The organism is Microbacterium sp. NPDC087868 (assembly GCF_044900755.1).
Taxonomy (GTDB): domain Bacteria; phylum Actinomycetota; class Actinomycetes; order Actinomycetales; family Microbacteriaceae; genus Microbacterium; species Microbacterium galbinum.
Map to the genome: position 1 here is coordinate 410,579 of NZ_JBJDNO010000002.1, position 22,142 is coordinate 432,720.

General features: G+C 70.1%; 31 protein-coding genes. 15 read left to right on the forward strand and 16 right to left on the reverse strand.

The window, feature by feature from the left end; all coding sequences use genetic code 11:
• Window positions 1-3: 3 nt before the first annotated feature.
• Complete coding sequence (locus ACI2JZ_RS07400) at window positions 4-1,185, forward strand: exo-beta-N-acetylmuramidase NamZ domain-containing protein (RefSeq protein WP_404597061.1); 1,182 nt, start codon at window positions 4-6, stop codon at window positions 1,183-1,185.
• 146 nt (window positions 1,186-1,331) lie between these two features.
• Here the strand turns inward: ACI2JZ_RS07400 and ACI2JZ_RS07405 are convergent, their stop codons facing one another.
• The 4 genes from ACI2JZ_RS07405 to ACI2JZ_RS07420 all read right to left on the reverse strand — a co-directional run bounded on the left by ACI2JZ_RS07405 (window position 1,332) and on the right by ACI2JZ_RS07420 (window position 3,871).
• Window positions 1,332-1,925 (reverse strand): GNAT family N-acetyltransferase, encoded by a 594-nt coding sequence (locus ACI2JZ_RS07405; protein ID WP_404597062.1) that lies wholly within the window; start codon window positions 1,923-1,925, stop codon window positions 1,332-1,334.
• A gap of 167 nt (window positions 1,926-2,092) precedes the next feature.
• Window positions 2,093-2,410 (reverse strand): carboxymuconolactone decarboxylase family protein, encoded by a 318-nt coding sequence (locus ACI2JZ_RS07410; RefSeq protein ID WP_247624134.1) that lies wholly within the window; start codon window positions 2,408-2,410, stop codon window positions 2,093-2,095.
• On the reverse strand, window positions 2,407-2,817 hold the full coding sequence (locus tag ACI2JZ_RS07415) for a cupin domain-containing protein (protein WP_404597063.1): 411 nt from the start codon (window positions 2,815-2,817) through the stop codon (window positions 2,407-2,409). The genes ACI2JZ_RS07410 and ACI2JZ_RS07415 overlap by 4 nt, the downstream gene beginning before the upstream one ends.
• A 25-nt stretch (window positions 2,818-2,842) precedes the next feature.
• Window positions 2,843-3,871, reverse strand: coding sequence for a zinc-dependent alcohol dehydrogenase family protein (locus tag ACI2JZ_RS07420; protein ID WP_404597064.1), 1,029 nt, complete (start codon window positions 3,869-3,871; stop codon window positions 2,843-2,845).
• 139 nt (window positions 3,872-4,010) lie between these two features.
• Between ACI2JZ_RS07420 and ACI2JZ_RS07425 the strand changes: the two genes are divergently transcribed.
• Entirely contained in the window at window positions 4,011-4,895 is an 885-nt protein-coding gene (locus tag ACI2JZ_RS07425) for a helix-turn-helix transcriptional regulator (RefSeq protein ID WP_404597065.1), read from the forward strand.
• Window positions 4,896-5,046: 151 nt separating this feature from the next.
• Here ACI2JZ_RS07425 and ACI2JZ_RS07430 read toward each other — a convergent pair whose 3' ends face one another.
• Window positions 5,047-5,496, reverse strand: a complete 450-nt coding sequence (locus ACI2JZ_RS07430) for a carboxymuconolactone decarboxylase family protein (RefSeq protein ID WP_247633493.1) — start codon at window positions 5,494-5,496, stop codon at window positions 5,047-5,049.
• 359 nt (window positions 5,497-5,855) lie between these two features.
• A complete protein-coding gene (locus ACI2JZ_RS07435; protein WP_404597066.1) occupies window positions 5,856-6,602 on the reverse strand; it encodes a DeoR/GlpR family DNA-binding transcription regulator in 747 nt (248 codons plus the stop codon).
• Window positions 6,603-6,658: 56 nt separating this feature from the next.
• Between ACI2JZ_RS07435 and ACI2JZ_RS07440 the strand changes: the two genes are divergently transcribed.
• Both ACI2JZ_RS07440 and ACI2JZ_RS07445 read left to right on the forward strand, forming a co-directional pair.
• Window positions 6,659-7,021 (forward strand): DUF4406 domain-containing protein, encoded by a 363-nt coding sequence (locus ACI2JZ_RS07440; RefSeq protein WP_404597067.1) that lies wholly within the window; start codon window positions 6,659-6,661, stop codon window positions 7,019-7,021.
• A 39-nt stretch (window positions 7,022-7,060) separates the two neighbouring features.
• Window positions 7,061-7,240: a hypothetical protein gene (locus ACI2JZ_RS07445; protein WP_247633496.1), complete on the forward strand. Its 180-nt coding sequence runs from the start codon at window positions 7,061-7,063 to the stop codon at window positions 7,238-7,240.
• Here the strand turns inward: ACI2JZ_RS07445 and ACI2JZ_RS07450 are convergent.
• Window positions 7,218-8,186, reverse strand: coding sequence for an SDR family oxidoreductase (locus ACI2JZ_RS07450; protein ID WP_404597068.1), 969 nt, complete (start codon window positions 8,184-8,186; stop codon window positions 7,218-7,220). The two genes, ACI2JZ_RS07445 and ACI2JZ_RS07450, sit on opposite strands and share 23 nt — an antisense overlap.
• Window positions 8,187-8,311: 125 nt before the next feature.
• Between ACI2JZ_RS07450 and ACI2JZ_RS07455 the strand changes: the two genes are divergently transcribed.
• From ACI2JZ_RS07455 to ACI2JZ_RS07475, 5 genes are all read left to right on the forward strand, one after another.
• Entirely contained in the window at window positions 8,312-9,154 is an 843-nt protein-coding gene (locus ACI2JZ_RS07455; protein WP_336641473.1) for a helix-turn-helix transcriptional regulator, read from the forward strand.
• Between the two features lie 43 nt (window positions 9,155-9,197).
• Window positions 9,198-9,794 (forward strand): sugar O-acetyltransferase, encoded by a 597-nt coding sequence (locus tag ACI2JZ_RS07460; protein WP_247633499.1) that lies wholly within the window; start codon window positions 9,198-9,200, stop codon window positions 9,792-9,794.
• Window positions 9,784-10,347: a TetR/AcrR family transcriptional regulator gene (locus ACI2JZ_RS07465; RefSeq protein WP_247624145.1), complete on the forward strand. Its 564-nt coding sequence runs from the start codon at window positions 9,784-9,786 to the stop codon at window positions 10,345-10,347. The genes ACI2JZ_RS07460 and ACI2JZ_RS07465 overlap by 11 nt, the downstream gene beginning before the upstream one ends.
• 17 nt (window positions 10,348-10,364) lie before the next feature.
• A complete protein-coding gene (locus tag ACI2JZ_RS07470; RefSeq protein WP_404597069.1) occupies window positions 10,365-11,573 on the forward strand; it encodes an MFS transporter in 1,209 nt (402 codons plus the stop codon).
• A 166-nt stretch (window positions 11,574-11,739) separates the two neighbouring features.
• Complete coding sequence (locus ACI2JZ_RS07475) at window positions 11,740-12,183, forward strand: hypothetical protein (protein WP_404597070.1); 444 nt, start codon at window positions 11,740-11,742, stop codon at window positions 12,181-12,183.
• Here the strand turns inward: ACI2JZ_RS07475 and pnuC are convergent.
• Window positions 12,092-12,841: a nicotinamide riboside transporter PnuC gene (gene pnuC / locus ACI2JZ_RS07480; protein ID WP_404597071.1), complete on the reverse strand. Its 750-nt coding sequence runs from the start codon at window positions 12,839-12,841 to the stop codon at window positions 12,092-12,094. The genes ACI2JZ_RS07475 and pnuC overlap by 92 nt on opposite strands.
• Window positions 12,842-12,843: 2 nt before the next feature.
• Window positions 12,844-13,362: a GNAT family N-acetyltransferase gene (locus tag ACI2JZ_RS07485; protein ID WP_404597072.1), complete on the reverse strand. Its 519-nt coding sequence runs from the start codon at window positions 13,360-13,362 to the stop codon at window positions 12,844-12,846.
• Between the two features lie 231 nt (window positions 13,363-13,593).
• Here ACI2JZ_RS07485 and ACI2JZ_RS07490 point away from each other — a divergent pair, with 231 nt between their 5' ends.
• Both ACI2JZ_RS07490 and ACI2JZ_RS07495 read left to right on the forward strand, forming a co-directional pair.
• Window positions 13,594-13,839 (forward strand): ribbon-helix-helix protein, CopG family, encoded by a 246-nt coding sequence (locus ACI2JZ_RS07490; RefSeq protein ID WP_404597073.1) that lies wholly within the window; start codon window positions 13,594-13,596, stop codon window positions 13,837-13,839.
• Window positions 13,840-13,844: 5 nt separating this feature from the next.
• Window positions 13,845-14,222 (forward strand): type II toxin-antitoxin system VapC family toxin, encoded by a 378-nt coding sequence (locus tag ACI2JZ_RS07495; RefSeq protein WP_247633505.1) that lies wholly within the window; start codon window positions 13,845-13,847, stop codon window positions 14,220-14,222.
• Here the strand turns inward: ACI2JZ_RS07495 and sigJ are convergent.
• Window positions 14,216-15,142, reverse strand: a complete 927-nt coding sequence (sigJ, locus tag ACI2JZ_RS07500) for an RNA polymerase sigma factor SigJ (protein ID WP_404597074.1) — start codon at window positions 15,140-15,142, stop codon at window positions 14,216-14,218. The genes ACI2JZ_RS07495 and sigJ overlap by 7 nt on opposite strands.
• 130 nt (window positions 15,143-15,272) lie before the next feature.
• Here sigJ and ACI2JZ_RS07505 point away from each other — a divergent pair, with 130 nt between their 5' ends.
• On the forward strand, window positions 15,273-16,025 hold the full coding sequence (locus tag ACI2JZ_RS07505) for an SDR family oxidoreductase (protein WP_404597075.1): 753 nt from the start codon (window positions 15,273-15,275) through the stop codon (window positions 16,023-16,025).
• A 29-nt stretch (window positions 16,026-16,054) separates the two neighbouring features.
• Here the strand turns inward: ACI2JZ_RS07505 and ACI2JZ_RS07510 are convergent, their stop codons facing one another.
• The 3 genes from ACI2JZ_RS07510 to ACI2JZ_RS07520 all read right to left on the reverse strand — a co-directional run bounded on the left by ACI2JZ_RS07510 (window position 16,055) and on the right by ACI2JZ_RS07520 (window position 18,334).
• A complete protein-coding gene (locus ACI2JZ_RS07510) occupies window positions 16,055-16,972 on the reverse strand; it encodes a DUF808 domain-containing protein (RefSeq protein ID WP_404597076.1) in 918 nt (305 codons plus the stop codon).
• Window positions 16,973-17,066: 94 nt separating this feature from the next.
• The gene (locus ACI2JZ_RS07515) at window positions 17,067-17,447 is read right to left on the reverse strand and encodes a hypothetical protein (protein ID WP_404597077.1); all 381 of its coding nucleotides are present in this window, start codon (window positions 17,445-17,447) and stop codon (window positions 17,067-17,069) included.
• A 35-nt stretch (window positions 17,448-17,482) separates the two neighbouring features.
• Complete coding sequence (locus tag ACI2JZ_RS07520; RefSeq protein WP_404597078.1) at window positions 17,483-18,334, reverse strand: hypothetical protein; 852 nt, start codon at window positions 18,332-18,334, stop codon at window positions 17,483-17,485.
• Window positions 18,335-18,480: 146 nt separating this feature from the next.
• Here ACI2JZ_RS07520 and msrB point away from each other — a divergent pair, with 146 nt between their 5' ends.
• The 3 genes from msrB to ACI2JZ_RS07535 all read left to right on the forward strand — a co-directional run bounded on the left by msrB (window position 18,481) and on the right by ACI2JZ_RS07535 (window position 19,955).
• Window positions 18,481-18,969, forward strand: coding sequence for a peptide-methionine (R)-S-oxide reductase MsrB (gene msrB / locus ACI2JZ_RS07525; RefSeq protein ID WP_247624157.1), 489 nt, complete (start codon window positions 18,481-18,483; stop codon window positions 18,967-18,969).
• Complete coding sequence (gene msrA / locus ACI2JZ_RS07530) at window positions 18,966-19,511, forward strand: peptide-methionine (S)-S-oxide reductase MsrA (RefSeq protein ID WP_404597079.1); 546 nt, start codon at window positions 18,966-18,968, stop codon at window positions 19,509-19,511. Before msrB ends, msrA begins: the two co-directional genes overlap by 4 nt.
• 204 nt (window positions 19,512-19,715) lie before the next feature.
• Entirely contained in the window at window positions 19,716-19,955 is a 240-nt protein-coding gene (locus ACI2JZ_RS07535) for a PLDc N-terminal domain-containing protein (RefSeq protein WP_247624159.1), read from the forward strand.
• A gap of 100 nt (window positions 19,956-20,055) precedes the next feature.
• Here the strand turns inward: ACI2JZ_RS07535 and ACI2JZ_RS07540 are convergent, their stop codons facing one another.
• From ACI2JZ_RS07540 to ACI2JZ_RS07550, 3 genes are all read right to left on the reverse strand, one after another.
• Complete coding sequence (locus ACI2JZ_RS07540) at window positions 20,056-20,388, reverse strand: hypothetical protein (protein WP_247624160.1); 333 nt, start codon at window positions 20,386-20,388, stop codon at window positions 20,056-20,058.
• Window positions 20,389-20,511: 123 nt separating this feature from the next.
• Window positions 20,512-21,318 carry an alpha/beta fold hydrolase gene (locus tag ACI2JZ_RS07545; RefSeq protein WP_404597080.1) on the reverse strand — a complete coding sequence of 269 codons (807 nt, stop codon included), beginning with the start codon at window positions 21,316-21,318 and terminating at the stop codon, window positions 20,512-20,514.
• A gap of 51 nt (window positions 21,319-21,369) precedes the next feature.
• Window positions 21,370-21,984 (reverse strand): helix-turn-helix domain-containing protein, encoded by a 615-nt coding sequence (locus tag ACI2JZ_RS07550; protein ID WP_247624162.1) that lies wholly within the window; start codon window positions 21,982-21,984, stop codon window positions 21,370-21,372.
• Window positions 21,985-22,142 lie beyond the last annotated feature (158 nt).

Below are 22,142 nucleotides of genomic sequence, written 5' to 3' on the forward strand. Positions count from 1 at the left end.
CACATGCCCGCCCTGCACCTCGGTATCGACCGACTGATCCGCCGCGACATCCGCCCCGATCTGCTCGCCCGCCTCACCGGCGGCAGGATCGGGATGCTGACGAACGACCTCGCACTCACCTTCAGGCTGCTGCGGGGGAGGGAGGCGCTCGCCGCGACGGGCTTCTCGTTCACGCGGCTGTTCGGGCCCGAGCACGGGTTGAGCGGGCGGGCACGCGAGGGAGAACACGTCGGTGACCTGCGCGATCCCGTCACCGGCGTCGAGGTGCGCAGCCTCTACGGCGATGCGGTGCGGCCGTCGGCATCCGATCTCGACGACCTCGACGTCGTTCTCGTCGATCTGCCCGACGTCGGCGCCCGCTTCTACACGTACATCTGGACGATGAGCCACCTGCTCGAGGCCTGCGCCGATGCGGGCGTCGCGGTCGTCGTGCTCGATCGCCCGAACCCGCTCGGCGGGCGGCTCGATCGCGCGGAGGGGCCGATGCTCGACGAGGGCGCGCAGTCCCTCGTCGGCCGCTGGACGATGCCGATCCGCCACGGCCTCACGATCGGCGAACTCGCCCGGCACTGGGTGCGCACGCGCGGCATCGACGTCGACCTCGAGGTCGTCGAGGTGGCGGGTCTCACCCGCGATGCGGCGATCGGTGGAGGGGAGCGCACCTGGATGCCGCCGTCGCCGAACCTGCCGAGCCCCACCACGACGCTGCTGTACCCCGGCACGTGTCTCGCCGAGGGCGTGAACGTGTCGGAGGGTCGCAGCACCGCCGTGCCGTTCCGCGTGATCGCGGCGCCGTTCATCGACGGGGAGCGCTACGCCTCCGCCGTCAACGCCGCGGGCCTGCCGGGACTGGCCGCCGTGCCCTACGGGTTCACCCCGCTCGTGCGCGACCACGCGGGCGAGGCGTGCGAGGGCATCATCCTGCACGTGACGGATGCCGAGGCGCTGCGCCCCGTGTCGGCGGGCGTGCGGTTGCTGTCGCTGATCGAGGAGCTGCACCCGGGCGCGCTCGTCGAGCGCTCGCTCGTGCCGATGCCGGGGGAGTCGGACTGGAGCCCGCTCGAGAAGCTCTTCGGTGTGCGCGGCGCCTTCGCGCAGATCGTCGCGGGCGAGTGGGACGACCCCGCGCGCCTCGCGGTGCCGGACTGGGCGGATGCTGTCGCCGACGACCTCCTGTACGTCTGAGCCCACCCGCCCTTCTGGGCCGCTGAGCCCGTCGAAACACCCCGCCCCGCACGACTTCGGAGATCCGACGAGACACGCCGCGTCGCGGCATCCGTCCCCCGGCGTGTCGCCCGAGAACTCCGAAGTTGCGCGGGGGCGCGACCGGATCAGCCCAGGGCGATGAGACGGTCGCAGAGTTCCGGGGACAGAGCTCGATCGGCATAGACACGTCGCTGCATGCCCGACGTGAGGGCGTAGTCGGCGGGCGCGTCTCCCTCCCAGACCTGTGCGAGACCCACCCGCTCGAGCGTGCGCCACGACGCGCGGTTGTGGGCGAGCACGCGGGCGGTGACGGGCAGATCGGGGCGGGCGGCGGTCGCCGCGGCCAGGCCCGCACGGCCGACCTCGGTCGCGAGCCCGTGTCCCCAGGCGCCCGGAGTGAGCCGGTAACCGAGGTTCCACGCGGCGGCCTGATGCGGTCGGATCGCAGCCCCGCCGATCCCGATGACCGTTTCGGTGTCGAGGTCTCCGAGGGGCGCGCGCAGTCGCAGCAACCACCAGCCGAGGCCGAACTCCGCCCACGACTTTCCGTGATCGGCCGCGCGCGCCCGGCTCTGGGAGATGTCGGTCTCGACGGCCTCCGGCAGATGCGCCCACGTCGCGGGATCGGACTGCAGCGCGAAGATCGCGTCGACGGTCCGAGCATCCGCGGAGGCGATGGGAGTGAGGATCAGGCGGTCGGTCACGGTCTCTTCGAACACCTGCCCACGGTACCCGGGCTCGCGCCGCCGCACTCTACGCGTAGGCGCGGGTCAGCTGCCGCACAACCTCAGAGATCCGACGAGACACGCCGCGTCGCGGCATCCGTCCCCCCGCGTGTCGCCCGAGAGCTCCGAAGTCGTGCAGGAGAACAGCCGGATGCCGTCACTCAGGACGCCGCGAATGCCCTCCGCGCCGCTGCGATCGCGCCCATCGCCCGGGGCCAGCCCACGTAGAACGCCAAGTGCGTGATCGCCTCGACCAGCTCCTCCTCGGTCACGCCGTTGTCGCGGGCGAAGCCCAGGTGGAACTCGAGCTGATCGACGGCCCCGAGCGTGACGAGCGCCGACACCGTGACGAGACTGCGGTCGCGCGGCGAGAGTTCGGGCCTGGCCCAGACCTCGTCGAACAGCACGGCATCCGTGTAGTGGGCGAGGGCCGGGGCGATGTCGCCGACGGAACGCTGCCCGCCCGTCCAGCCGGTCATGCGACGACCGCCCCGTCGAACTCGGCATCCGTCACGTGCTCTTTCCACGTCGTGGTCGCCGCCGGGTCGTCGCCCGCTTCGAGGATCGCGATGTGCTCCATGAAGCAGCCGGGTGCCGCCGCGTGCCAGTGGTCCTGGCCGGGCGGCGTGTAGAGCGTCTGGCCCGGATGCACCTCGATGATGTTGCCGTCGCGGTCGCCGAACCGGGCCACACCCGAGGTCACGCGCAGGTACTGGCCGCGCGCGTGCGAGTGCCAGGCGGTGCGGGCGCCGGGCGCGAAGCGCACGAGGGCGACGGTCGCGCGCTGGCCCGCCTCGTGCGGGGCGGCGATCACGTCGAGCCAGACGTCGCCGGCGAACTGCTCCGGCGGGTTCTTCGTGGTGGGAACGGATGCTTCGATGTGCATGGTGTCTCCTCTCGAATGTCGACGGTCAGTCCGTCGTCAGCAGCACCTTGGTCGCGCGGCGCTCATCCATCGCCTTGTACCCCTCGGATGCCTCGTCGAGGGGCAGCGTGAGGTCGAAGACGACGCCGGGGTCGATCTCGCGGTCCCAGATGAGCTGGATCAGCTCGGGCAGGTAGGCGCGCACGGGAGCGGGCCCGCCGTGCAGGTGCACGCTCGAGAAGAACAGCTCGAAGCCGTCGAGCGACACGTCGTGCGAGACGCCGACGTATCCGACGTGCCCGCCGGCCCGGGTCGCGCGGATCGCCTGCTCCATCGACTCCTGCGTGCCGACGGCCTCGATGGTGCTGTGCGCACCGAGCCCGCCGGTCAGCTCCTTGATCGCGGCGACGCCGGCATCCCCGCGCTCCTCGACGATGTCGGTCGCACCGAATCTGCGCGCGAGCGCCTGCCGGTCGGCGTGCCGCGACATCGCGATGATGCGCTCCGCACCGAGCTGCTTCGCGGCGAGGATGCCGAGCAGTCCGACGGCGCCGTCACCGACGACCGCGACGGTCTTGCCGGGGCCGGCTTCGGCGGCGATGGCCGCGTACCAGCCGGTGCCGAGCACATCGGATGCCGCGAGCAGCGACGGCACGAGGTCTGCGGAGGGCTCGCCCGGTGTCTTCACGAGGGTGCCGTCGGCGAGGGGGATGCGCGCGTACTGCGCCTGGGTGCCGACGGATCCCATCATCACCTGGTGCACGCAGCGCGATTGGTAGCCCGCCCGGCAGATCTCGCAGGTGTTGTCGGAGGCGACGAATGAGCCGACGACGTAGTCTCCGGGCGCGACGGAGGTCACGGAATCGCCGACGGTCTCGACGACACCGATGTACTCGTGGCCCATCCGCTGTCCGTGCGGGGCGAGGGGCTCGAGGCCGCGGTACGGCCAGAGGTCCGACCCGCAGATGCAGGTCGCGGTGACGCGGATGATCGCGTCGGTCGGCTCGACGATGACGGGCATCTCGAGGTCTTCGGTCCGGACATCGCCGGGGGCGTGCATGACGACTCCACGCATGTGGGTGGTCTCCTTCTCTGAGTGGATGCTTCCCACTGTGCGCCTCGCGCGACGGGGGAGGGAGTCCCTGTGAAGGGGTGTACCGGCAGGGCACCCCTCACGCCTCCCGCAGAGGCGAGCCGCGACCTACGCTGAAGTCATGGACAACCGATCCGAGGTGCGCGAGTTCCTGATGACCCGCCGCGCACGGCTCACCCCCGAGGCGGTGGGACTCACCGCCGGCACCAACCGTCGTGTCGCCGGGCTCCGGCGCAGCGAGGTCGCGACTCTCGCCGGGGTGAGCGTGGAGTACTACGCGAAACTCGAACGGGGCGCGCTCGCCGGGGCGTCGGCATCCGTTCTCGATGCGCTGTCGCGGGCGCTGCTGCTCGACGAGGCCGAGCGGGCGCATCTGCTCGACCTGGCGCGCGCCGCCGATGGCGTGCCCGCCAGCGGGCGTGCGCGCCGCCGAGCGACGAAGCAGAGCGCCCCGCGGCCGAGTCTGACGTGGGCGCTCGCCGCGATGACGGATGCCGTGGCCTTCGTGCGCGACGCGAACCAGAACCTGCTCGCGACCAACGAGCTGGGCCGCGCGTTCTACTCGCCCGTGATCGGCGATGGCGGGCGCACCCCGAATCTCGCGCGCTTCCAGTTCCTCGACCCCGCGTCGCGGGACTTCTACCCGGACTGGGATCTCTTCGCGAGCATGTGCGTCGGGATCATGCGCGCCGAGGCGGGCCGCGACCCGCACGACAAGGGCATGCAGGATCTGGTGGGCGAGCTGTCGACCCGTAGCGAGGTCTTCCGCGCGTTGTGGGCGGCGCACGATGTGCGGATCCACGGCACCGGCACGAAGCGGTTCCGGCACCCGGTCGTCGGTGAGCTGACGCTCGCCTACGAGGAACTGGCGATCACCGCCGAGCCCGGCAACGTGCTCATGATCTACACCGCCGAACCCGGATCGCCGTCGGCCGAGCGGCTGCGTCTGCTCGCCTCGTGGGCGGCGGAGCATCCTCCCGTCGAAGTCGCCGCCGAAACCGCGTAAGAAAATCGCACCGGTCTCGTCGTAGTACATGGCGCCGTTCCCTCATCGCGCGCCACGTCTTCGGTCCGTCTCCCCGTCGGACCGGGGCATCACGGAGGGGAGGAGGCTGGGGAGCATCCTCCCCTCCCTCTCCGTTCGGGCCCGCGCGCGGTCAGGGCGCGACGGGGTAGTGGCTCGTGATCGCGATCCGGTTCCAGCTGTTGATCACGACGACGAGCCAGGTGACCGCGGCGATCTGCTTCTCGGTCAGCACGTCTTCGGGCGTGATGCCGCGATCGGGCAGACGCCCGTGGTCGCCGATCAGCGTCACCCGCTCGGCGATGACGAGGGCGGCCTGCTCCTCGGGGCTGAAGTACTGCGACTCCCACCAGCCGGCGAGCACGGCCAGTCGGTCGGCGGTCTCGCCGTGCTTCACGGCATCCGCGGCGTGCATGCGCAGGCAGAACGCGCAGCCGTTGAGCTGCGAGGCCCGCACCTTCACCAGTTCGACGAGCAGCGGCGAGAGCCCGGCATCCGTTCCGGCCTCGGCGGCCGTGCCCGCGAACGCGAGCATCGCCTGGTAGGGAGCGGGGTAGGTCTTGCCGATGTTGACGTGCGACACGTTGTCTCCTTCGTCGGCGCGGGGTGCGCCGTCGAAGTGTTGACGCCGTAGCCGCGGGAAGTGTGACGGACGGTGCGCGTAACTCCGGAAGACCTTGTGCCGCCGGCCCCGATTCGGTCGAATCCGGCCCGAACCCTCCGATTCTCCGGAGTCACGCGCACCCCGCGTCCCCAACTCAGGAAGATCAGGGATCGGGCGGTCCGAATCGACTGTTCTCGGTGCGGTTTCGCCCGTTGTTCCTGAGTTGGGTACAGCTCCGGTACCGGTCTGAGCCGGTTGCGGTTCATAACTCCTCGAAAACGAGTCTGCGGAGTCCGAAAGCGGTGCGAACTTGGCGGTTCGCCGATGTTCTTCCGGAGTTATGAACGCGCGACCGCCGAGGCCAGCCCCGCGATCAGCGGATTCTCGTCGAGCGGATCGGTGATCACGGCGGTCGCGACGGCGAGATCGAGCACGGGGAAGCGCGAGACCGCGCCGATCTTCTCCTCGCTCGCGAGCACGATCGTCTCGGCGCAGCGCTCGGCGATGGCGCGCTTGGTGACGGCGTCGTCGAGGCTGCCGGTGGTGAGGCCGTGCTCGGGGTGGATGCCGGTGGCGCCGAGGTAGAACGTGTCGGCGGCGAGGTGGCGGATCGCCTCCATCGCGAGCGCGCCCCCGGCGACCATCGAGTGCCGCGACAGCTCACCGCCGATCATGACGACCCGCGCATCGGAGTGCGCGACGACCGCGAGGGCGATCGCGGGGCTCGGGGTGATGACGGTGAGATCGGCGCCGGCCGGCAGCAGACGGGCGAGGGCGAGGGTGGTCGTGCCGGCGTCGAGCACGATGGTCGAGCCCGGACGGATGCCGTCGGCTGCACGCCGCGCGACCCGCTCCTTGCTCGCCGTCGCGAGGCCCGACCGCTCGTCGACGGGGCGGTCGGCGGGGGGTACCGGGAGGGCGCCGCCGTAGACGCGGATGACCTTGCCCTCGTCGGCGAGTTCGCGCAGGTCGCGGCGGATGGAGTCCTCGGAGAGCGCGAGTTCGGCGGCGACGTCCTTCGCGACGACCCGGCCGTCACGGGCGAGGATCTCGAGCAGATGGGTCTTGCGCTGCGCACCGAGCATTAGCGTTCTTTCATGAAGTTGCACGTTCTTGCACGGTTAACGCTACAGTCTTCGGCATGAGAACTCCACTGCTGATCCTGATCGCCGGCCCCTACCGCTCCGGAACCGACGGCGACCCCGCGCGCATCGCCGCCAACCTCGAGCGGCTCGAAGAGGCATCTGCTCCGATCTTCCGCCTCGGGCACGTGCCGATGATCGGCGAATGGGTCGCGCTGCCGATCCTGCGCACACTCGGCGCGGCGGACGCCGCGGATGCCGACGGCGACGTCATGTACGAGACCGCGCACCGACTGCTGCAGCACTGCGATGCGGTGCTGCGTCTGCCCGGGGCATCCGCCGGCGCCGACGCGGACGTCGAGATCGCTCGCGAGCGCGGGCTGCCGGTGTTCTTCTCGATCGACGAGATCCCGGCGGCCTGAGCGATTCGAACGCCCCGTGCGGGAACCTAGGCTGGAGGCATGACCAAGAACCTCTGGACCATCCTCGGCGTCATCGTGGCGATCGTGATCGCCTGGTGGATCGTGAGCGCGCTGTTCTCGATCCTCTGGTTCGTCGCCAAGCTCGCGATCGTGCTGGTCGTCGCGGTCGTGGTCTTCCTCGTGCTGCGCGGGCTGTTCAGCTCGCGGTCGACCGACTGATCGCGGCGTCAGGGAACGCGACACCCGTCAGCTCCTCCGACAGCCCCCAGATGCGCGCGGCATCCGCCTCGCTGCGCAGCCGTGAGTAGAGCGGCTGCTCGGCCGGTGCACCGCCGAGGTGTCCGGGTCCCTTCGGGCCGTAGAGGCGGCGGGCCCGGGCATCCGATGACGTCGCCGCGTACAGCGCAGGCAGCGCGGCGGTCTCGGGAGTACCCAGCAGGATGCCGCGCGCCGAGGCCCAGCGGATCACGCGCACACCCACGGTGTCGCGTGATCGCCCGAGCTCGGGTCGCGCCGCGAGCAGGTTCGTCGGGGCGACACCCGGGTGCGACAGATTGCTCGTGATGCCCCAGCCGTGGGCCGCGCTGCGACGGTCGAGCTCGAGCCCGAACATCCCGAACGCGATCTTGGACTGGCTGTAGGCGCGCCCGCCGTTGTACGAACGCTCCCACGCGAGGTCGTCCCAGTTGATGGCGCCCTGGTTCGCGGCGACGCTCACCTGGGAGGTGACGCGTGCCCGCCCGGCCCGCAGCAGCGGAAGCAGGTGCCCGACGAGGGCGAAGTGGCCGAGATGGTTGGTGCCGAACTGCAGCTCGAAGCCGTCGGCGGTGGTCTGGCGATCGGGTGGAGTCATGACGCCGGCGTTGTTCACGAGCAGGTGGATCGGTCGTCCGTCCGACAGCAGGCTCTCGCCGAGTGCGGCGACGGATGCCAGTGACGAGAGGTCGAGCGCGGCGATCTGCACGCGGGCGTCGGGCGCGACGGCGCGGATGACGGATGCCGCGGCCTCGCCCTTCGCCGGATTGCGAACGGGCAGCACGAGCTCGGCGCCGGCGGCGGCGAGGCGGGTCGCGATGCGCAGGCCGATGCCGTCACTGCCTCCCGTGACGACGGCGCGGCGGCCGGTGAGGTCGGGGATCTCGATGTCGATGCTTCTGCGGGCCATGGTGTGCTCCTTCGTGGTCTGCTTCCAGCGTGCGGTCGTCGGCCCCGCGCATCCAGGACACGTCATGCAGTGGATACGCCTCGGCCGCGGGTGCGAGGATCGGTGCGGCGAAAGGACGGTGCCGGATGGCGATCGACAGAGAGGCGCTGGCGGGGTTCCTGCGACTGCGCCGCGACAGCCTTCAGCCGGAGGACGTCGGGCTGCACCGGGGTCAGCGCCGCCGCACCGAGGGGCTGCGCCGGGAGGAGGTCGCGGCGCTCAGCCATATGTCGGCCGACTACTACGCCCGTCTCGAACGCGGCGACGGGCCGTTGCCCTCGGAGCAGATGATCGCCGCGATCGCGCAGGGCCTGCACCTCACGATCGACGAGCGCGACCACCTCTTCCGCCTCGCGGGGCACGAACCGCCACCGCGCGGGGGAGCGGGCGACCACATCGGCCCGGGCATGCTGCGCATCTTCGACCGCCTGGGCGACACCCCGGCCGAGATCGTCAGCGAGCTCGGCGAGACACTGCGGCAGACGCCGCTCGGGATCGCGCTGACGGGCGATACGGCATCGTTGCGCGGTCCCGAGCGCAGCATCGGGTATCGCTGGTTCAGCGACCCGCGCACGCGCGAGCTGTATGCCGAGGATGAGCACGACTACCTCTCCCGGCTCTGGGTGTCGGGGTTGCGCGAGGTGATCGCACGGCGCGGCCCCCGGTCGCGGGCGGCGGCGATCGCCGACGATCTGCACGCGCAGAGCGCCGAGTTCCGGGAGATCTGGGAGACGCACGAGGTCGGGCTCCGCCCGCACGAGACGAAGCGCTTCGTGCACCCGGATCTCGGGGCGCTCGAACTCACCTGTCAGAGCCTGCTCGATCCGGAGCAGTCGCAGGCGCTGCTCGTCTACACGGCGATCCCCGGGAGCGAGAGCCACGAGAAGCTGCGGATGCTGTCGGCCCTGGCCCCTCGCGTCGCGGTCTGAGATAGTGCGTACGATCGTACGCATACGATGATACCCTCGATCCATGACCGACTACTTCGCGGGCGATCCCCGCACGCAGCGGGAGCGGATGCTCGCCGGCGACCTGTACATCGGCGACGACCCCGAGCTCGCCGCCCGCACGGCCCGCGCCGCGCGCCTGGCCGACCTCTACCACCGGCAGACGATCTCGGGTGACCCGGCCGCGCGCGGCTGGCTGCAGGACCTCATCGGCGACCTCGGCGACGACGTCGCGATCCGTCCGCCCCTGCACGTCGACTACGGCGATCACATCTCGATCGGCGCGCGCACCTTCGTGAACTTCAACCTCACGGCACTCGACGTCGCCACGATCACGATCGGTGCCGACTGCCAGATCGGTCCGAACGTGCAGCTGCTCACGCCCACGCATCCGATCGACCCGACGATGCGGCGCGACAAGCTCGAGGCCGCCGAACCCATCGTCATCGGCGACAACGTGTGGCTCGGCGGGGGAGTGATCGTGTGCCCCGGCGTGACCATCGGCGAGAACTCCGTGATCGGCGCGGGCGCAGTGGTCACGCGCGACATCCCGGCGAACGTCGTCGCCGTCGGCAACCCGGCGCGCGTGATCCGCGAGATCGACACGGCCGATGGCGCCTGAGCCGGGCAGTCGCCGCGGGCGCCAGAACGATCCCGCGCGCCGCGACCGCATCATCGACGCCTGCCTCGACGTCGTCGCCGAGTCCGGCGTCGCGGGGGCGTCGCACCGTCGCATCGCCGAGGCCGCCGGTGTGCCCCTCGGGTCGATGACCTACTACTTCGACGGCATCGACGACCTGCTACGGGAGGCGTTCACGCGCTTCGGCACCGAGATCAGCGAGCGGTTCGAGAAGCGGATGGCGGCGGCATCCGACCCCGCCGAGGCACGCGCCGCGGTGGTCGAGCTGATCCTGCGCGACGTGTTCGGCGACGCGCGCGAGCTCGTTCTCTCGCACGAGATCTACACGCTCGCCGCCCGTGATCCCGCTTACCGGGCGATCACGACGGCATGGATGGCCCGGAGCCGCGTGGCCCTCGAACGGCACTTCGACCCGCAGACCGCCCGGATGCTCGACGCCCTGATCGAGGGCCTCTCGATCCACCGCGCCCTCGATGACGACGAGCGCGACCCGGCCGAGGTCGCCATCGCCGTCGAGCGCATCACCACTCGCTGAAGCCGCACGGAAGAGACATGACCACCACCGCACCCACGCGTGCCGATCGTCGCGCCCGCGGCGCCGTCGCGGCGCTCTTCCTCACCAACGGGGCGCTGTTCGCCAACATCCTGCCGCGCTACCCCGAGATCAAGGAGCAGCTCGGGCTCGACAACACCGTCTACGGTCTCGCCGTCGCCTCGTTCCCGGTCGGTGCGATCGTCGCGGGTCTCGCCGCCGCGGCCCTGATCCGGCGCTTCGGCTCGGCGAAGGTCGCGGTCGTCGGCACCGTGCTCACGAGCGTGGGCGTACTCGCCGCCGGTCTCGCTCCCAGCGTGCTGCTCTTCGCGCTGGGCCTCTTCCTCGGCGGCGCGATGGATGCCATCACCGACGTCGCCCAGAACGCGCACGGTCTGCGCGTGCAGCGCGGGTACGGCCGCTCGATCCTCAACTCCTTCCACGCGGTCTGGTCGATCGGTGCGGTGCTCGGCGGATCGATGGCCGCCGCGGCGATCGCCCTCGGCCTGCCGATCGGTGTGCACCTCGCGATCTCGGCGGTGCTGTTCTCGGCCGTGTCCCTGACGGCGCTGCGGTTCTGCCTCCCCGGACTCGATGCGGCGGGTGCGGCCGCCGACGAAGACGCGGTGGCCGACCCCGCTGACGTGCGCGCGGTGGTGCGCGCCGGCATCCGTCCTCGTGTGGTCCTGATGCTGATCGCCCTGGTGATCATCGCGATGGCCGGAACGATCGTCGAAGACGCGGGCAACTCGTGGGCGACCCTGTACCTGGGCTCGCTCGGCGCCCCCGCGGCGATCGCCGCGACCGGGTTCATCGCGCTCGTCGGCGCGCAGTTCATCGGGCGCCTGCTCGGCGACGGCCTCGTCGACCGCTTCGGCCAGCGACTCGTCGCGCGCGCCGGTGGCGTGATCGTGGTGGTCGGCATGGGTGTCGCGCTCGCGTTCCCCACGATCCCCGGCACGATCATCGGCTTCGCCGCCGCCGGGTTCGGTGTGGCGACCCTGGTTCCCGCCGCGATGAACGAGGCCGATGTGCTGCCGGGCCTGCGTCACGGCACCGGACTCACGGTCGTCTCGTGGCTCATGCGCCTCGGGTTCCTGCTGTCTCCGCCCGTCGTGGGGCTGATCGCCGACGCGACGAGCCTGCGCGTGGGGTTGCTGCTGATCCCCGCGGTCGGCGTCGCCGTGGTGCTCTTCGCCGGGGTGCTGCGCCGGCGCGAGCGCGAGTGAGCCCGCGGGGCGGGCGTACCTCACTCAGGAAGATCGGTCGCCTCGGTGCCGATCTGGCCTGGATTCAGCCGGTTTCGCCCCGATCTTCCTGAGTTGGGTACGGGGCCGCGGTGCGACGGGCGACCCCCGACCTCACACCCGCCCCTCCCGCGTCGTCATCACGAGCATGAGACGACTCCATTCCCTCGCCCTCGCGTTCTCCGCCCTGCTCGCGCTGTTCGTCGGCGGCTGGGCGTACTTCGCGGCGCGGAGCTTCTACGACTCGTTCCCCGGAGTGCTCGGCTCGTGGGTCTCGGTCGACGGTCCGTTCAACGAACACCTCATCCGCGATGTCGGCGCCATGTACCTGGCGCTCGGAGCGGCGAGCATCGGCGGGCTGATCTGGCGTCACCCGATCGCGTACCGCGTGCTCGGTTTCGCCTGGACGGTCTTCGGCACGCTGCATTTCGCGTACCACGCGTTCCACCTCGCGCACATGCCGCTCGCATCGGCGATCGGCGAGATGGTGGCGCTCGGGATCAGTCTGCTGCTGGGGGTCGTGCTGCTGATCCCCGAGCGCTCTTCTTCTGCACACTCTTCTGCACAGGGATCAGCCCGGTCTGCGCGGTGAGGATCGGCTCGACCGCCCGCCGCTGCGTGCGCATCCACACGATGAAACCGACCGCGGTGAACCCGCCGTAGAACACGTACATGAGTCCGGTGGCGTAGTAGCCCGAGCTGAACAGCAGCGGCACGCCCACCACGTCGACGGCGATCCAGATCAGCCAGAACTCGGTCCAGCCCTTGGCCATGCCGTAGGTCGCGAGCAGCGACCCGACGAAGGTCCAGGCGTCGGCCCAGACGGGCTCCCACGAACCGAGCGCCCGGAAGAGCGGGGTCAGCGCGACGGTGCCGATCACCAGGGCGAGTACCAGTCCGATGCGCGCTCCGGTCGGCGCCCACCGCGGCTGGATCCGACCGCCCTCGGCCTGACGCCAGCGCACCCACCCGTAGATCGCGACGGCGATGAACATCACCTGGCGTCCGGCCTGCCCGAGCAGGTGCGGCAGCGAGTGGTCGGGGCTGAGCGCCGAGCCGAGGAAGACGGTCAGCAGCAGCACGTTGCCGATGATGCCGACGGGCCAGGCCCAGATGCGCCGGCGCATCCCGCCGATCGCGCTCGCGAGACCGAAGGCGTTTCCGACGACCTCGCGCACGAGGAGCGTCTGCCCGCCGGGCAGCACCCAGTTCGAGTTGAACGCCTCGACGAGCCAGTTCAGGGGATCCATGCTCAGGATGCCGGTGCGGGGGTGGCCCGCTCGTCGAGCGTGAGCTGCAGGAAGGTGAGGTCGAGCCAGCGTCCGAATTTTGCGCCGACCTGCGGCATCCGCCCGACCTCGACGAAGCCGAGCTTCTCGTGCAGGGCGACCGAGGCGGCGTTGCCGCTCTCGACGGCGGCGACCATGACGTGCACGCCCTGGGCTCGGGCCCGTTCGATCAGCGCGGTCAGCAGGGCGCGTCCGATGCCGCGTCCGTGCTGCCCCTCGCGCACGTAGACCGAGTGCTCGACCGTGTGCCGATAGCCGCTGTGCGGGCGCCACCGACCGAACGACGCGTAGCCGAGCACGCCCGTGTCATCCGTGGCGACGATCACCGGGAATCCGTCGCACGAACGCTCGCCCAGCCACGCGGCCCGGTCGTCGACGTCGACGGAGTCCTCGTTCCAGATCGCGGTCGTGTGCGCCACGGCGTGGTTGTGTATCTCGGTGAGCGCCTCGAGGTCGGCGACTCCGGCATCCCTGATCTGCACGGGGTTCTCCTGGGTCTGCGCTGCGGGAAGCGCATCGCCGACGGTATCAGGATGCGGCGACGTCGGTGCGCCAGTGCTCCTGCACAGCGACCCGTTTCTGTCGCTTTCGCGTCGGTCGGTGCGGGCGGGTCTGCTCGCCATCGATCGACGCGCTGAGCTCGACAGGATGGGTGGATGCTTCCTCTCTCATGTCTGTCGTGCGAATGAGTCGCGATGTATAGTCCTTACATCATGAGCCTCAAGCGCACGCAGATCTCCCTGAGCGACGACGACCGTCGCGTGCTCGACGCCGTCGCGACCCGTACAGGCCTGTCGATGAGCAGTCTCATCCGTCAGGCGATCCACTCGACGTACGGCCACGTCGACGACGAAGACGCAACGCGGCGCGCCCTCGCGGCGACCTTCGGCGCTGTGACCTCTGACATCTCGGGGGAGCAGCTCGTCGACGGCATCCGCTCCGGGCGACGTCTCACTTGACTTTCATGATCAGCCTCATCGATACGTCCGTACTGATCGATCACACGCGGGGGGTCCTCGGCGCGCACCAGGCTCTCCTCTCTGCGGTCGAGAGAGGAGCTCTGCATTCGAGTGAGATCGTGCGTACCGAGCTCCTCGTCCTGATCCGCGATCATGAGCTGGCCCGTATCGAGCCGCTGATCGACCAGATCATCTGGCACCCGGTCGATCGGCCGGTCGCGGAGCGCGCCGGTGAGCTCGGCCGTCGGTGGCTTCCCGCATACTCGGGGATCGATGCCGCCGACTTCATCGTCGCGGCCACAGCAGATCTCCTCGGAGCCGAGCTTCTCACCCGCAACGTCAAGCACTTCCCGATGTTCGACGGACTCGCGCCGCCCTACTGAGATGCGGCGACGTCGGCGCGCCAGTGCGACAGCTTGTGCGGGTTCATCATGATCCACACGCGGGTCACCGCCCCGTCGGTGACGCCGAGGTTCACGACGCTGACGACCTCGCCGTACTCGCGGAACAGCAGCGCGAGCCCGTCGCCGGTCTCGATCTCCTCCAGCTGCATGTCGGGGCGCTTCGCCGCGATCCCGAGCAGGAACCGGGCCACGCGATCGGCGCCGGACACGACGTTGAGCGCCGCGCGCACGACCCCGCCGCCGTCGCTGTGCAGCTCGACGTCGGGGGCGAGCACCCGCAGCAACTGCTCGATACCGCCCGAACGGCTCGCGTGCTGGAACGCCCGCACCACCCGGTCGTGCTCGGCGCGCGGCACCGCGCTCGTGCGGTTCTCGCGCACGTGGCGCCGGGCCGAGGTCGCGAGCTGACGCACGGCCGCCGCTGAGCGCCCGAGGATCTCGGCGATCTCGGGGAACGGCACCTCGAAGATGTCGTGCAGCACGAACGCGACGCGCTCGGCCGGCGTCATCGACTCCAGCACCACGAGCAGCGCGGTCGACACCGACTCATCGAGCGCGACCCGCTCCAACGGGTCGTCGAGGGCGACGGATGCGGGGGCGATCCGCTCCCCGCCCACGAACAGATCGAGCGGCACCGGTTCGGGCAGCCACTGGCCGACGTACTGCTCGCGTCGTCGCCGCGCCGAGGTCAGCAGGTCGAGCGAGATGCGGCTCGCGACCGTGGTGAGCCACCCGGGCGGGTTGAGGATGCCGGAGCGCTCGGCATCCGTCATCCGATACCAGCGCACGTACGTCTCCTGCACGACGTCTTCGGCATCGGCCAGAGTTCCCGTCATGCGATAGGCGAGGGAAGTGAGACGGCGCCGTTCGCCGAACACGTCGTCCTGGTCGTCGTCCACGGGTTCTCCTCGTCGGGGCACTCTCGAAGACGGGTGCTCTCGAAGACTACCGACCTCACACTCGCGCCCTCTGCATCGTCGGACCTGTGACAGGGTGACGCGCAGGGCACCCCGAACGAGAGGAAGACCCATGAGGATCGCCGTCGCCGGAGGCACCGGAACCGTCGGACGCCACGTCAGCCGCACCGCGCGCGAGGCCGGGCACGATGTCGTCGTGCTCTCGCGCGCGAGCGGGGCGAACGTGCTCACCGGTGAGGGGGTGACCGAGGCGCTCGCCGGAGCGGATGCCGTCATCGACGTCACCAGCATCATGACGCTGTCGGAGAAGAAGGCGCGGGACTTCTTCGAGACCGGCACGCGCACCCTGCTCGCGGCTGAGGCGCAGGTCGGGGTGGCGCACCACGTGGCGCTCTCGATCGTGGGGATCGACGGCATCGACACCGCGTACTACGCGGCGAAGCTCGCTCAGGAACGGGCGGTCGCGGCGGGCACGATCCCGCACACCATCGTGCGCGCCGCGCAGTTCCACGAGTTCGCGGGGCAGGTGCTCGCGCAGATCGCCGGGCCCTTCGCGGTCGCGCCGCGCACGCTCATGCGCCCCGTGGCCGCCCGCGAGGTCGCCGCTCACGTGGTGCGGGTGGCCGAGGCGGGGCCGGTGGGGCGCGCGCAGGATCTCGTGGGTCCGCGCGATGAGACGCTCGTCGACGTCGCCCGACGGCAGCTCGCCTTCGACGGCATCCGTCGGCGGGTGCTCGACGTGAAGCTGCCCGGCGCCTACGGTCGCGGGCTGGCTTCCGGCGCGCTGCGCGGCGGACCCGACGCGCTGCAGGGCGCGATCACCTTCGACGAATGGCTGCACAGCCCGGATCACGCGCGGGTCTGAGCCCCCGGGCGTTCAGACCGAGGGGGTGCTCAGGCGTGCACGTCGGCGGGGGATTCCTCGCCCTCGTGGAAGTTCGGCTTCTTGCCGAAGACCTTCGCGATCCCGAGCACGATCCCGACGATGATGAGGCCGGCGGCGAGGCCGGCGATCGCCGAGAAGAGGGTGTCGCCGCTCCAGACGATGACGGCGCCCGCGGGTTCGAGGATGTGCTCGATCCCGTGCAGGATGTCGGCGCCGAAGTGCACGCCGACCTCGCCGAGGTTGACCAGCAGCAGGTGCCCGCCGACCCAGAGCATGGCGACCGTGCCGAGGATGCTGATGAAGCGGAACACTCCGGGCATCGATCGCACGATCCGCATGCCGGTGTGGCGCACGCGCTTCTCGCGGCTCTTCGCCATCTTGAGACCGATGTCGTCGATCTTCACCAGCAGCGCGACCGCGCCGTAGACGACGCCGGTCATGATGAGCGCGATCACGGCCAGGATCGCGAGGGTGGTCCAGATGTCGAGGCCCGCCTCGAGGTTCGACAGCGAGATGAGCATGATCTCGGTCGAGAGGATCAGGTCGGTGCGCACGGCGCCCCACACGAGCTTGTTCTCGTTGCGGGCGCCCTCGTCGGCGTGGCCGTGCTGCACCCCGAACCACTCGAGCACCTTCTCGGCACCCTCGAAGCAGAGGTACGCACCGCCGAGGATCAGCAGGTACGGCAGCACGAACGGTGCGAAGGCGGTGAGCAGCAGCGCGACCGGGATGATGATGACGAACTTGTTCGCCAGCGACCCGACGGCGATCTTCGCGACGACCGGCAGCTCGCGCGCGGGCGTGATGCCCTGCACGTACTGCGGCGTGACGGCGGCGTCGTCGATCACGACGCCCGCGGCCTTGGCCGAAGCCTTCATCGCCGCGCTCAGGATGTCGTCGACGACGGCGAGCAGACCAACCGACATGTGCGTCCCCCAGGGTGTGTGTGCAGACGAGACACTCTATCGAGTCGGCGCGGCGCGGGAGTGCGCCGCCGCAGCGCGGGACGGCCGCGCCCCCTCAGCCGCCGAAGAGGTCGCCGAGCCCGTCGTAGCGCCACCCGTGCGGGGCGGCGTCGTCGGGGGTGAAGATCGCGATGAACTCGTTGTTCTGAGTGCGCTCCCAGAACGTCAGGCCGAGGCGCCCCTCGTGCAGCGTCACGATCGCCAGGTCGGCGTCGTACTCGGGCATCATCCGACGGAGGGAATCGAGCCGATCCAGCGCATTCGTGAGCACCGGCAGCACGTCGCTCTCGAGCGATGCGGACGATGTCGCGTACGCCTGGATCCCGAGTTCATCGTCGGTGCCTCGCAGAAGGTCGCACTCGAACTCGATGAGTCCGGTGTCGGTCGTCGCTCCCGCGACGGGCGGGTGGCGGCGGAGCTCGGCGGCGTAATCCACGGGATCAGCCTAGAGGCGGGCCGATCGGCCCCCGTTCAGCCGAACGTCTGCCCGTTGTCGACGAACACCCCGACGCGGTCGCCGTCGAGCACGAACTGCACGCCACGCGCCTCGGGGAACCGGGTGCGGAGCGTTTCGGGCGCCTCGCTCCGCAGGGGGACCTCGATGGTCGCGGGGAACGCACCCGCGCTGCATCCGTTGTAGATGGGGCCGTTGACTCCCCACGACGTGGAGTCGAAGGAGTCGACCGCGGGCACCTCCTCGGTCGCGACGGCGATGATGCAGACATCCGTGTCACCGCTCCCGCCGCCCCCGAAACCGCCCTCGGCGTGGAACAGCGTGAGGCCGTAGAAGTCGTAGACGGGGGTGTCCTCCGCGGCGCCGAAGAACCCCTGCGGCACCGCGGTCGACGTGGTCGGATGCAGGGTCGTCGTCTGCGGCACACCCGACGATGCCGACACCGGTGCAACCCCGGTGAGCGCGTAGGTCACGCCGGCAGCCACGGCGGCCGAAGCGATCACCGAGAGCGCCCAGAGCACGCGTCGCCGACGGGGAACGGATGCCGTCGCCCCGACGCGAGCGTCATCGTCGGGTTCCTCGCCCGGCTGCCACCACTCGGGCTCGCCGTCGTCGGCGGCGGGGGCGCCGGTGCGGGCGGCGACCGCCGGTGCCGCGTCGGTAGGGAGCTGCTCGGCGGGCGCGGCATCCGGTTCTTCCGCGCCGACCGGCGGTCCTGCGGGAGCCGTCGCGGCGCTCAGCTCGGCACGTCGGGCCGCTTCGAGTTCGCGCAGACGTCGCATCGCGGCACGGTCGTTCGTGATGTCGGCCCTCGGGCCGTAGGCGCGGGCGCGGAGTTCGCGCAGTTCGGCATCGTTGGCGGCATCCATCCTCGGAATCGTCTCATGTCCGCGTGCTCGCGTGACGAAGAAAAACTCACAGCCCGCTCTCAGCCCTGCGGGACCAAAACGGGTCGCTCGCTGGTTGTGATCAGAGACGTCGCAGCCAGCGGCGTCGGACAAAGGAGACACAGACCATGTCGAACGACTTCCGCAAGACGCCCGAGGCCGTCAGCGACCTCACGCACCTGCAGTACGAGGTCACGCAGGAGGATGCCACCGAGCCGCCCTTCCGCAACGCCTACTGGAACAATCACGACGCCGGCATCTACGTCGACGTCGTCTCGGGCCAGCCCCTGTTCAGCTCCACCGACAAGTTCGACAGCGGCACGGGATGGCCGAGTTTCACGAAGCCCATCGAGGCGGATGCCGTGACCACCCGCACCGACCGCTCGCTGTTCATGAAGCGCACCGAGGCGCGATCCAGCGGGGCCGACAGCCACCTCGGGCACGTCTTCGACGACGGCCCGCGCGACGCCGGAGGCCTGCGCTACTGCATGAATTCCGCGGCCCTGCGTTTCATCCCCGCCGACCAGCTCGTCGAAGAGGGGTACGGTCGCTACAGCGGCCTCTTCTCCGCCGACGGCACCGGCACCACCACCCACGACTCCGAGGAGCAGTCATGACCGATGACACCGGAACCATCACCCGCACCCCCGGCACCGAGACGGCGGTTCTCGCCGGCGGTTGTTTCTGGGGCATGGAAGACCTGATCCGCCGCCAGCCCGGCGTGCTCGACACCCGGGTCGGTTACACGGGCGGCCAGAACGACCACGCCACCTATCGCGACCACCCCGGTCACGCCGAGGCGGTCGAGATCGTGTTCGACCCGACCAAGACGACCTATCGCGACATCCTGGCGTTCTTCTTCCAGATCCACGACCCGTCGACGCGTGACCGTCAGGGCAACGACATCGGGTCGAGCTACCGCTCGGCCATCTTCCCGCTGAGCCCCGAGCAGCAGCAGGTCGCCCGTGACACCATCGCCGACGTCGACGCCTCGGGCCTCTGGCCGGGCAAGGCCGTCACCACGATCGAGGCCGAGGGCCCGTTCTGGGAGGCCGAACCCGAGCACCAGGACTACCTGATCAAGTACCCGAACGGCTACACCTGCCACTTCCCGCGTGCGGGATGGGTGCTGCCGAAGCGCGCCGAGACCGCGGTCTGAGTCTCTGCCCGGCCCGTCGTCTCTCGGAGGCGGCGGGCCTTTCGCATGCGTGGGGCGCGGGGCGCGGGGCGCGGGGTTGGGCGGAGTTCTCCGCGTTGGGCGGACGAACTGTCCCGAAATCTCCGCCCAACGGCGAGATCTCCGCCCGATGCGGTGCCCGACGGCGTGAAAGGCTGGGCTCTCGACCGCTGAGGAGACTCCCGTATGGACGCCAACCCGCTCATCCCCACCGCCTACGACGTGATCCTCTTCGCGCTGTGGGTTGGGGCGATGGTCTACACGGTGGTCGCTCTCGTCTCCGCCGTGCGTGATCGCCGAGTCGTCGGCATCCGCTTCCTGCTGTGGTTCCTGGTCATCGCACTGGTGCCGGTCATCGGTCCGACCGCCTGGTTCGTGCGGCGGTCGCGCGAGGGTGAGCAGGCGCGGGGCGCAGCCGCCGACTGACGCACGCTCCACAGGAGATCTCGCGCAATGCAGGAGCGGATGCCGAAACCGGTCCTGCAGAGCGTGTGATCTCCTCCGTTGCGCGCGTCCGGATCGGCGCTCAGCCGGAAGCGACCATCCACGCGCCGACGATGGATCCCGCGGCCGACAGCCCCACGGTGCAGAGGACGATGAGCGCGATGAGACGTGCGTGTTCGCGGAGCGCCAACGACAACACGATTCCGGCTGCGATCGCGCCCACTCCGACGATCAGGTGCGCAACGGTGAGGGCGGACACGATCTGCGGGCTGGATCCGGGCTCACCCCAGCCGCTGAACGCGATCAACCACAGGGCGACGATCGAGGCCCCGAAGCCGAACACCGTCAGCATCCACGTCAGGAAGACGCTCAGGAAGACGTCGCTCCGTGAGCCGCGCTCTGTCTTCGTGGTCACGCCGTCAGGGTACCCGGCGCATCACGTCCACAGGAGATCTCGCCCATCGCAGGAGCGGATGCCGAAACCGGTCCTGCAGAGCGGGTGATCTCCTCCGTTGCGCGCGTCCGGCAGCTCCAGCCCTCAGCCCTGCAGGAACTCCACCGTGGCGCTCTTGAACGCCGACGAGCCCGGGGCGTTGAAGTGGTTGCGGTCGGGGATCTCGAAGAAGCGGGCGTCGGGGGCGGCCGATGCCAGGGCGCGAGAGCCCTCGATGATCGCGTCCTTCGACCCCGTCGCGAAGAGGATCGGGCGGGTGGGGGCATCCGCCGGGTCGGGGTCGATCGACCCGGACGCCCGCATGCCCTCGGCCAGCGCGACGAGCGCGCGCAGGTCGTTGCCGGGCACTCGTTCGGTGAGGGCGATGTAGTTCTGGGTCGTCGGGTCGGCGACCGGGGTTCCGTCGGCGATGTACGCGCGCACCTGGTCGAGGTCGAGACGGGCGAGGGGGATGCCGTCGGGCACCCCGCCGAGCACGGCACGGCCGATGCGGTGGGGCAGCTCCTTCACGACCTCCCAGCCGACCCGCGCGCCCAGCGAGTATCCGACGTACACGGCGTCATCGACGAGGTACGCGTCCATCACGGCTTCGACGTCGGTGACCAGGGTGCGGATGCTGTAGTCCTCGGCCTGGTGAGGCTTCTCACTGAGTCCGTGACCGCGCTGGTCGAGGGCGAGCACGCGGTACCCGGCCTTGGTGAGCTCGCGCACCCAGCCGGTGAGGACCCAGTTGTCGCGGGCGTTCGAGGCGAACCCGTGCACGATCACGACGACCGGGGCGTCGAGTTCTCCCCAGGTGTACGTCGCGAGGCGAGTGCCGTCAGCGGCGTAGACCTGCTGGGGTTCGGGCATGCGGGTGAGGTCGGAGAGAGGGACAGCCACGGCATCCATTCTGCTCTGCCGGGCGGACACCCGGGCCTTCGTGATGCATGCGGTGCGTCCTCAGCGCTCGGGGTGCACGATCAGCCAGCGGGCGACGGCGTCTTCGGTGCCGGTGTTATGGATGCGGTGGGGCAGCGAGCAGGGGTAGTTGATGGCGTCGCCCGCGCGCAGGATGACGCGCTCGGCGTCGAAGTCGATCGTCAGCTCGCCCGAGATCATCGTGCCGACCTCGTACCCGTCGTGGCGGAACAGCCCTGCTTCGGCGTGCGCACTCGCGCCGGGAGGATACGTCGACTCGAAGTAGTCCACGCCCGGCGTGCGCCCCGGCGAAAGTCGTCGGAACTGGACCCCGCTCTCGAGCGTGACCGACGAAGAATGTCCCGCCCGGTCTAGCGCGAATCCGCTGGAGGGAGTTTCGGGCTCGACGACGGGCTCGAGACGCGGGTCGAAGACGGCGGCCAGTGGGACCCCGAGAGCGTCGGTGATCGCGATCAGCCGCGAGACGCTCGGTTGCAGAACGCTTCTCTCGATCTGCGACACGGCGCTCGGTGAGATCCCCAACCGGAGAGCCAAGGATCGGGCCGACATTCCCTGCCGCTTGCGTAGATCGCGGAGGCGCGCGCCCACGTCGAGTCCGAGGGGGAGCGGAGCGAGCGTGTTGTCGACGTTCGGCATGCGTCTGATTCTACGGACAGCCGGAACCGAGTGAATGCCGAACTTCACATCGACGTTACATGCGCGAAACCCGCGCACTCATGTTAATGAATAGCTTCATTATCAGGATCACCAATCCGGACCCCGACGTCGTGGTCACCGTCTTGAAGACACCAGGC

Excerpts from the sequence above, each read along its gene's own strand:
- ACI2JZ_RS07445 (WP_247633496.1), top strand. The coding sequence starts at position 7,061 with ATGACCAAGAACCTCTGGACCATCCTCGGCGTCATCGTGGCGATCGTG.
- ACI2JZ_RS07420 (WP_404597064.1), bottom strand. The coding sequence starts at position 3,871 with ATGCGTGGAGTCGTCATGCACGCCCCCGGCGATGTCCGGACCGAAGAC.
- ACI2JZ_RS07475 (WP_404597070.1), top strand. The coding sequence starts at position 11,740 with ATGAGACGACTCCATTCCCTCGCCCTCGCGTTCTCCGCCCTGCTCGCG.
- ACI2JZ_RS07495 (WP_247633505.1), top strand. The coding sequence starts at position 13,845 with ATGATCAGCCTCATCGATACGTCCGTACTGATCGATCACACGCGGGGG.
- ACI2JZ_RS07550 (WP_247624162.1), bottom strand. The coding sequence starts at position 21,984 with ATGCCGAACGTCGACAACACGCTCGCTCCGCTCCCCCTCGGACTCGAC.
- ACI2JZ_RS07425 (WP_404597065.1), top strand. The coding sequence starts at position 4,011 with ATGGACAACCGATCCGAGGTGCGCGAGTTCCTGATGACCCGCCGCGCA.
- ACI2JZ_RS07520 (WP_404597078.1), bottom strand. The coding sequence starts at position 18,334 with ATGGATGCCGCCAACGATGCCGAACTGCGCGAACTCCGCGCCCGCGCC.
- ACI2JZ_RS07415 (WP_404597063.1), bottom strand. The coding sequence starts at position 2,817 with ATGCACATCGAAGCATCCGTTCCCACCACGAAGAACCCGCCGGAGCAG.
- ACI2JZ_RS07490 (WP_404597073.1), top strand. The coding sequence starts at position 13,594 with ATGAGCCTCAAGCGCACGCAGATCTCCCTGAGCGACGACGACCGTCGC.
- ACI2JZ_RS07545 (WP_404597080.1), bottom strand. The coding sequence starts at position 21,318 with ATGGATGCCGTGGCTGTCCCTCTCTCCGACCTCACCCGCATGCCCGAA.
- ACI2JZ_RS07465 (WP_247624145.1), top strand. The coding sequence starts at position 9,784 with ATGGCGCCTGAGCCGGGCAGTCGCCGCGGGCGCCAGAACGATCCCGCG.
- ACI2JZ_RS07455 (WP_336641473.1), top strand. The coding sequence starts at position 8,312 with ATGGCGATCGACAGAGAGGCGCTGGCGGGGTTCCTGCGACTGCGCCGC.
- ACI2JZ_RS07440 (WP_404597067.1), top strand. The coding sequence starts at position 6,659 with ATGAGAACTCCACTGCTGATCCTGATCGCCGGCCCCTACCGCTCCGGA.
- pnuC (WP_404597071.1), bottom strand. The coding sequence starts at position 12,841 with ATGGATCCCCTGAACTGGCTCGTCGAGGCGTTCAACTCGAACTGGGTG.
- ACI2JZ_RS07505 (WP_404597075.1), top strand. The coding sequence starts at position 15,273 with ATGAGGATCGCCGTCGCCGGAGGCACCGGAACCGTCGGACGCCACGTC.
- ACI2JZ_RS07435 (WP_404597066.1), bottom strand. The coding sequence starts at position 6,602 with ATGCTCGGTGCGCAGCGCAAGACCCATCTGCTCGAGATCCTCGCCCGT.
- ACI2JZ_RS07470 (WP_404597069.1), top strand. The coding sequence starts at position 10,365 with ATGACCACCACCGCACCCACGCGTGCCGATCGTCGCGCCCGCGGCGCC.
- ACI2JZ_RS07400 (WP_404597061.1), top strand. The coding sequence starts at position 4 with ATGCCCGCCCTGCACCTCGGTATCGACCGACTGATCCGCCGCGACATC.
- ACI2JZ_RS07510 (WP_404597076.1), bottom strand. The coding sequence starts at position 16,972 with ATGTCGGTTGGTCTGCTCGCCGTCGTCGACGACATCCTGAGCGCGGCG.
- msrA (WP_404597079.1), top strand. The coding sequence starts at position 18,966 with ATGACCGATGACACCGGAACCATCACCCGCACCCCCGGCACCGAGACG.
- ACI2JZ_RS07460 (WP_247633499.1), top strand. The coding sequence starts at position 9,198 with ATGACCGACTACTTCGCGGGCGATCCCCGCACGCAGCGGGAGCGGATG.
- ACI2JZ_RS07450 (WP_404597068.1), bottom strand. The coding sequence starts at position 8,186 with ATGGCCCGCAGAAGCATCGACATCGAGATCCCCGACCTCACCGGCCGC.
- ACI2JZ_RS07410 (WP_247624134.1), bottom strand. The coding sequence starts at position 2,410 with ATGACCGGCTGGACGGGCGGGCAGCGTTCCGTCGGCGACATCGCCCCG.
- ACI2JZ_RS07535 (WP_247624159.1), top strand. The coding sequence starts at position 19,716 with ATGGACGCCAACCCGCTCATCCCCACCGCCTACGACGTGATCCTCTTC.
- msrB (WP_247624157.1), top strand. The coding sequence starts at position 18,481 with ATGTCGAACGACTTCCGCAAGACGCCCGAGGCCGTCAGCGACCTCACG.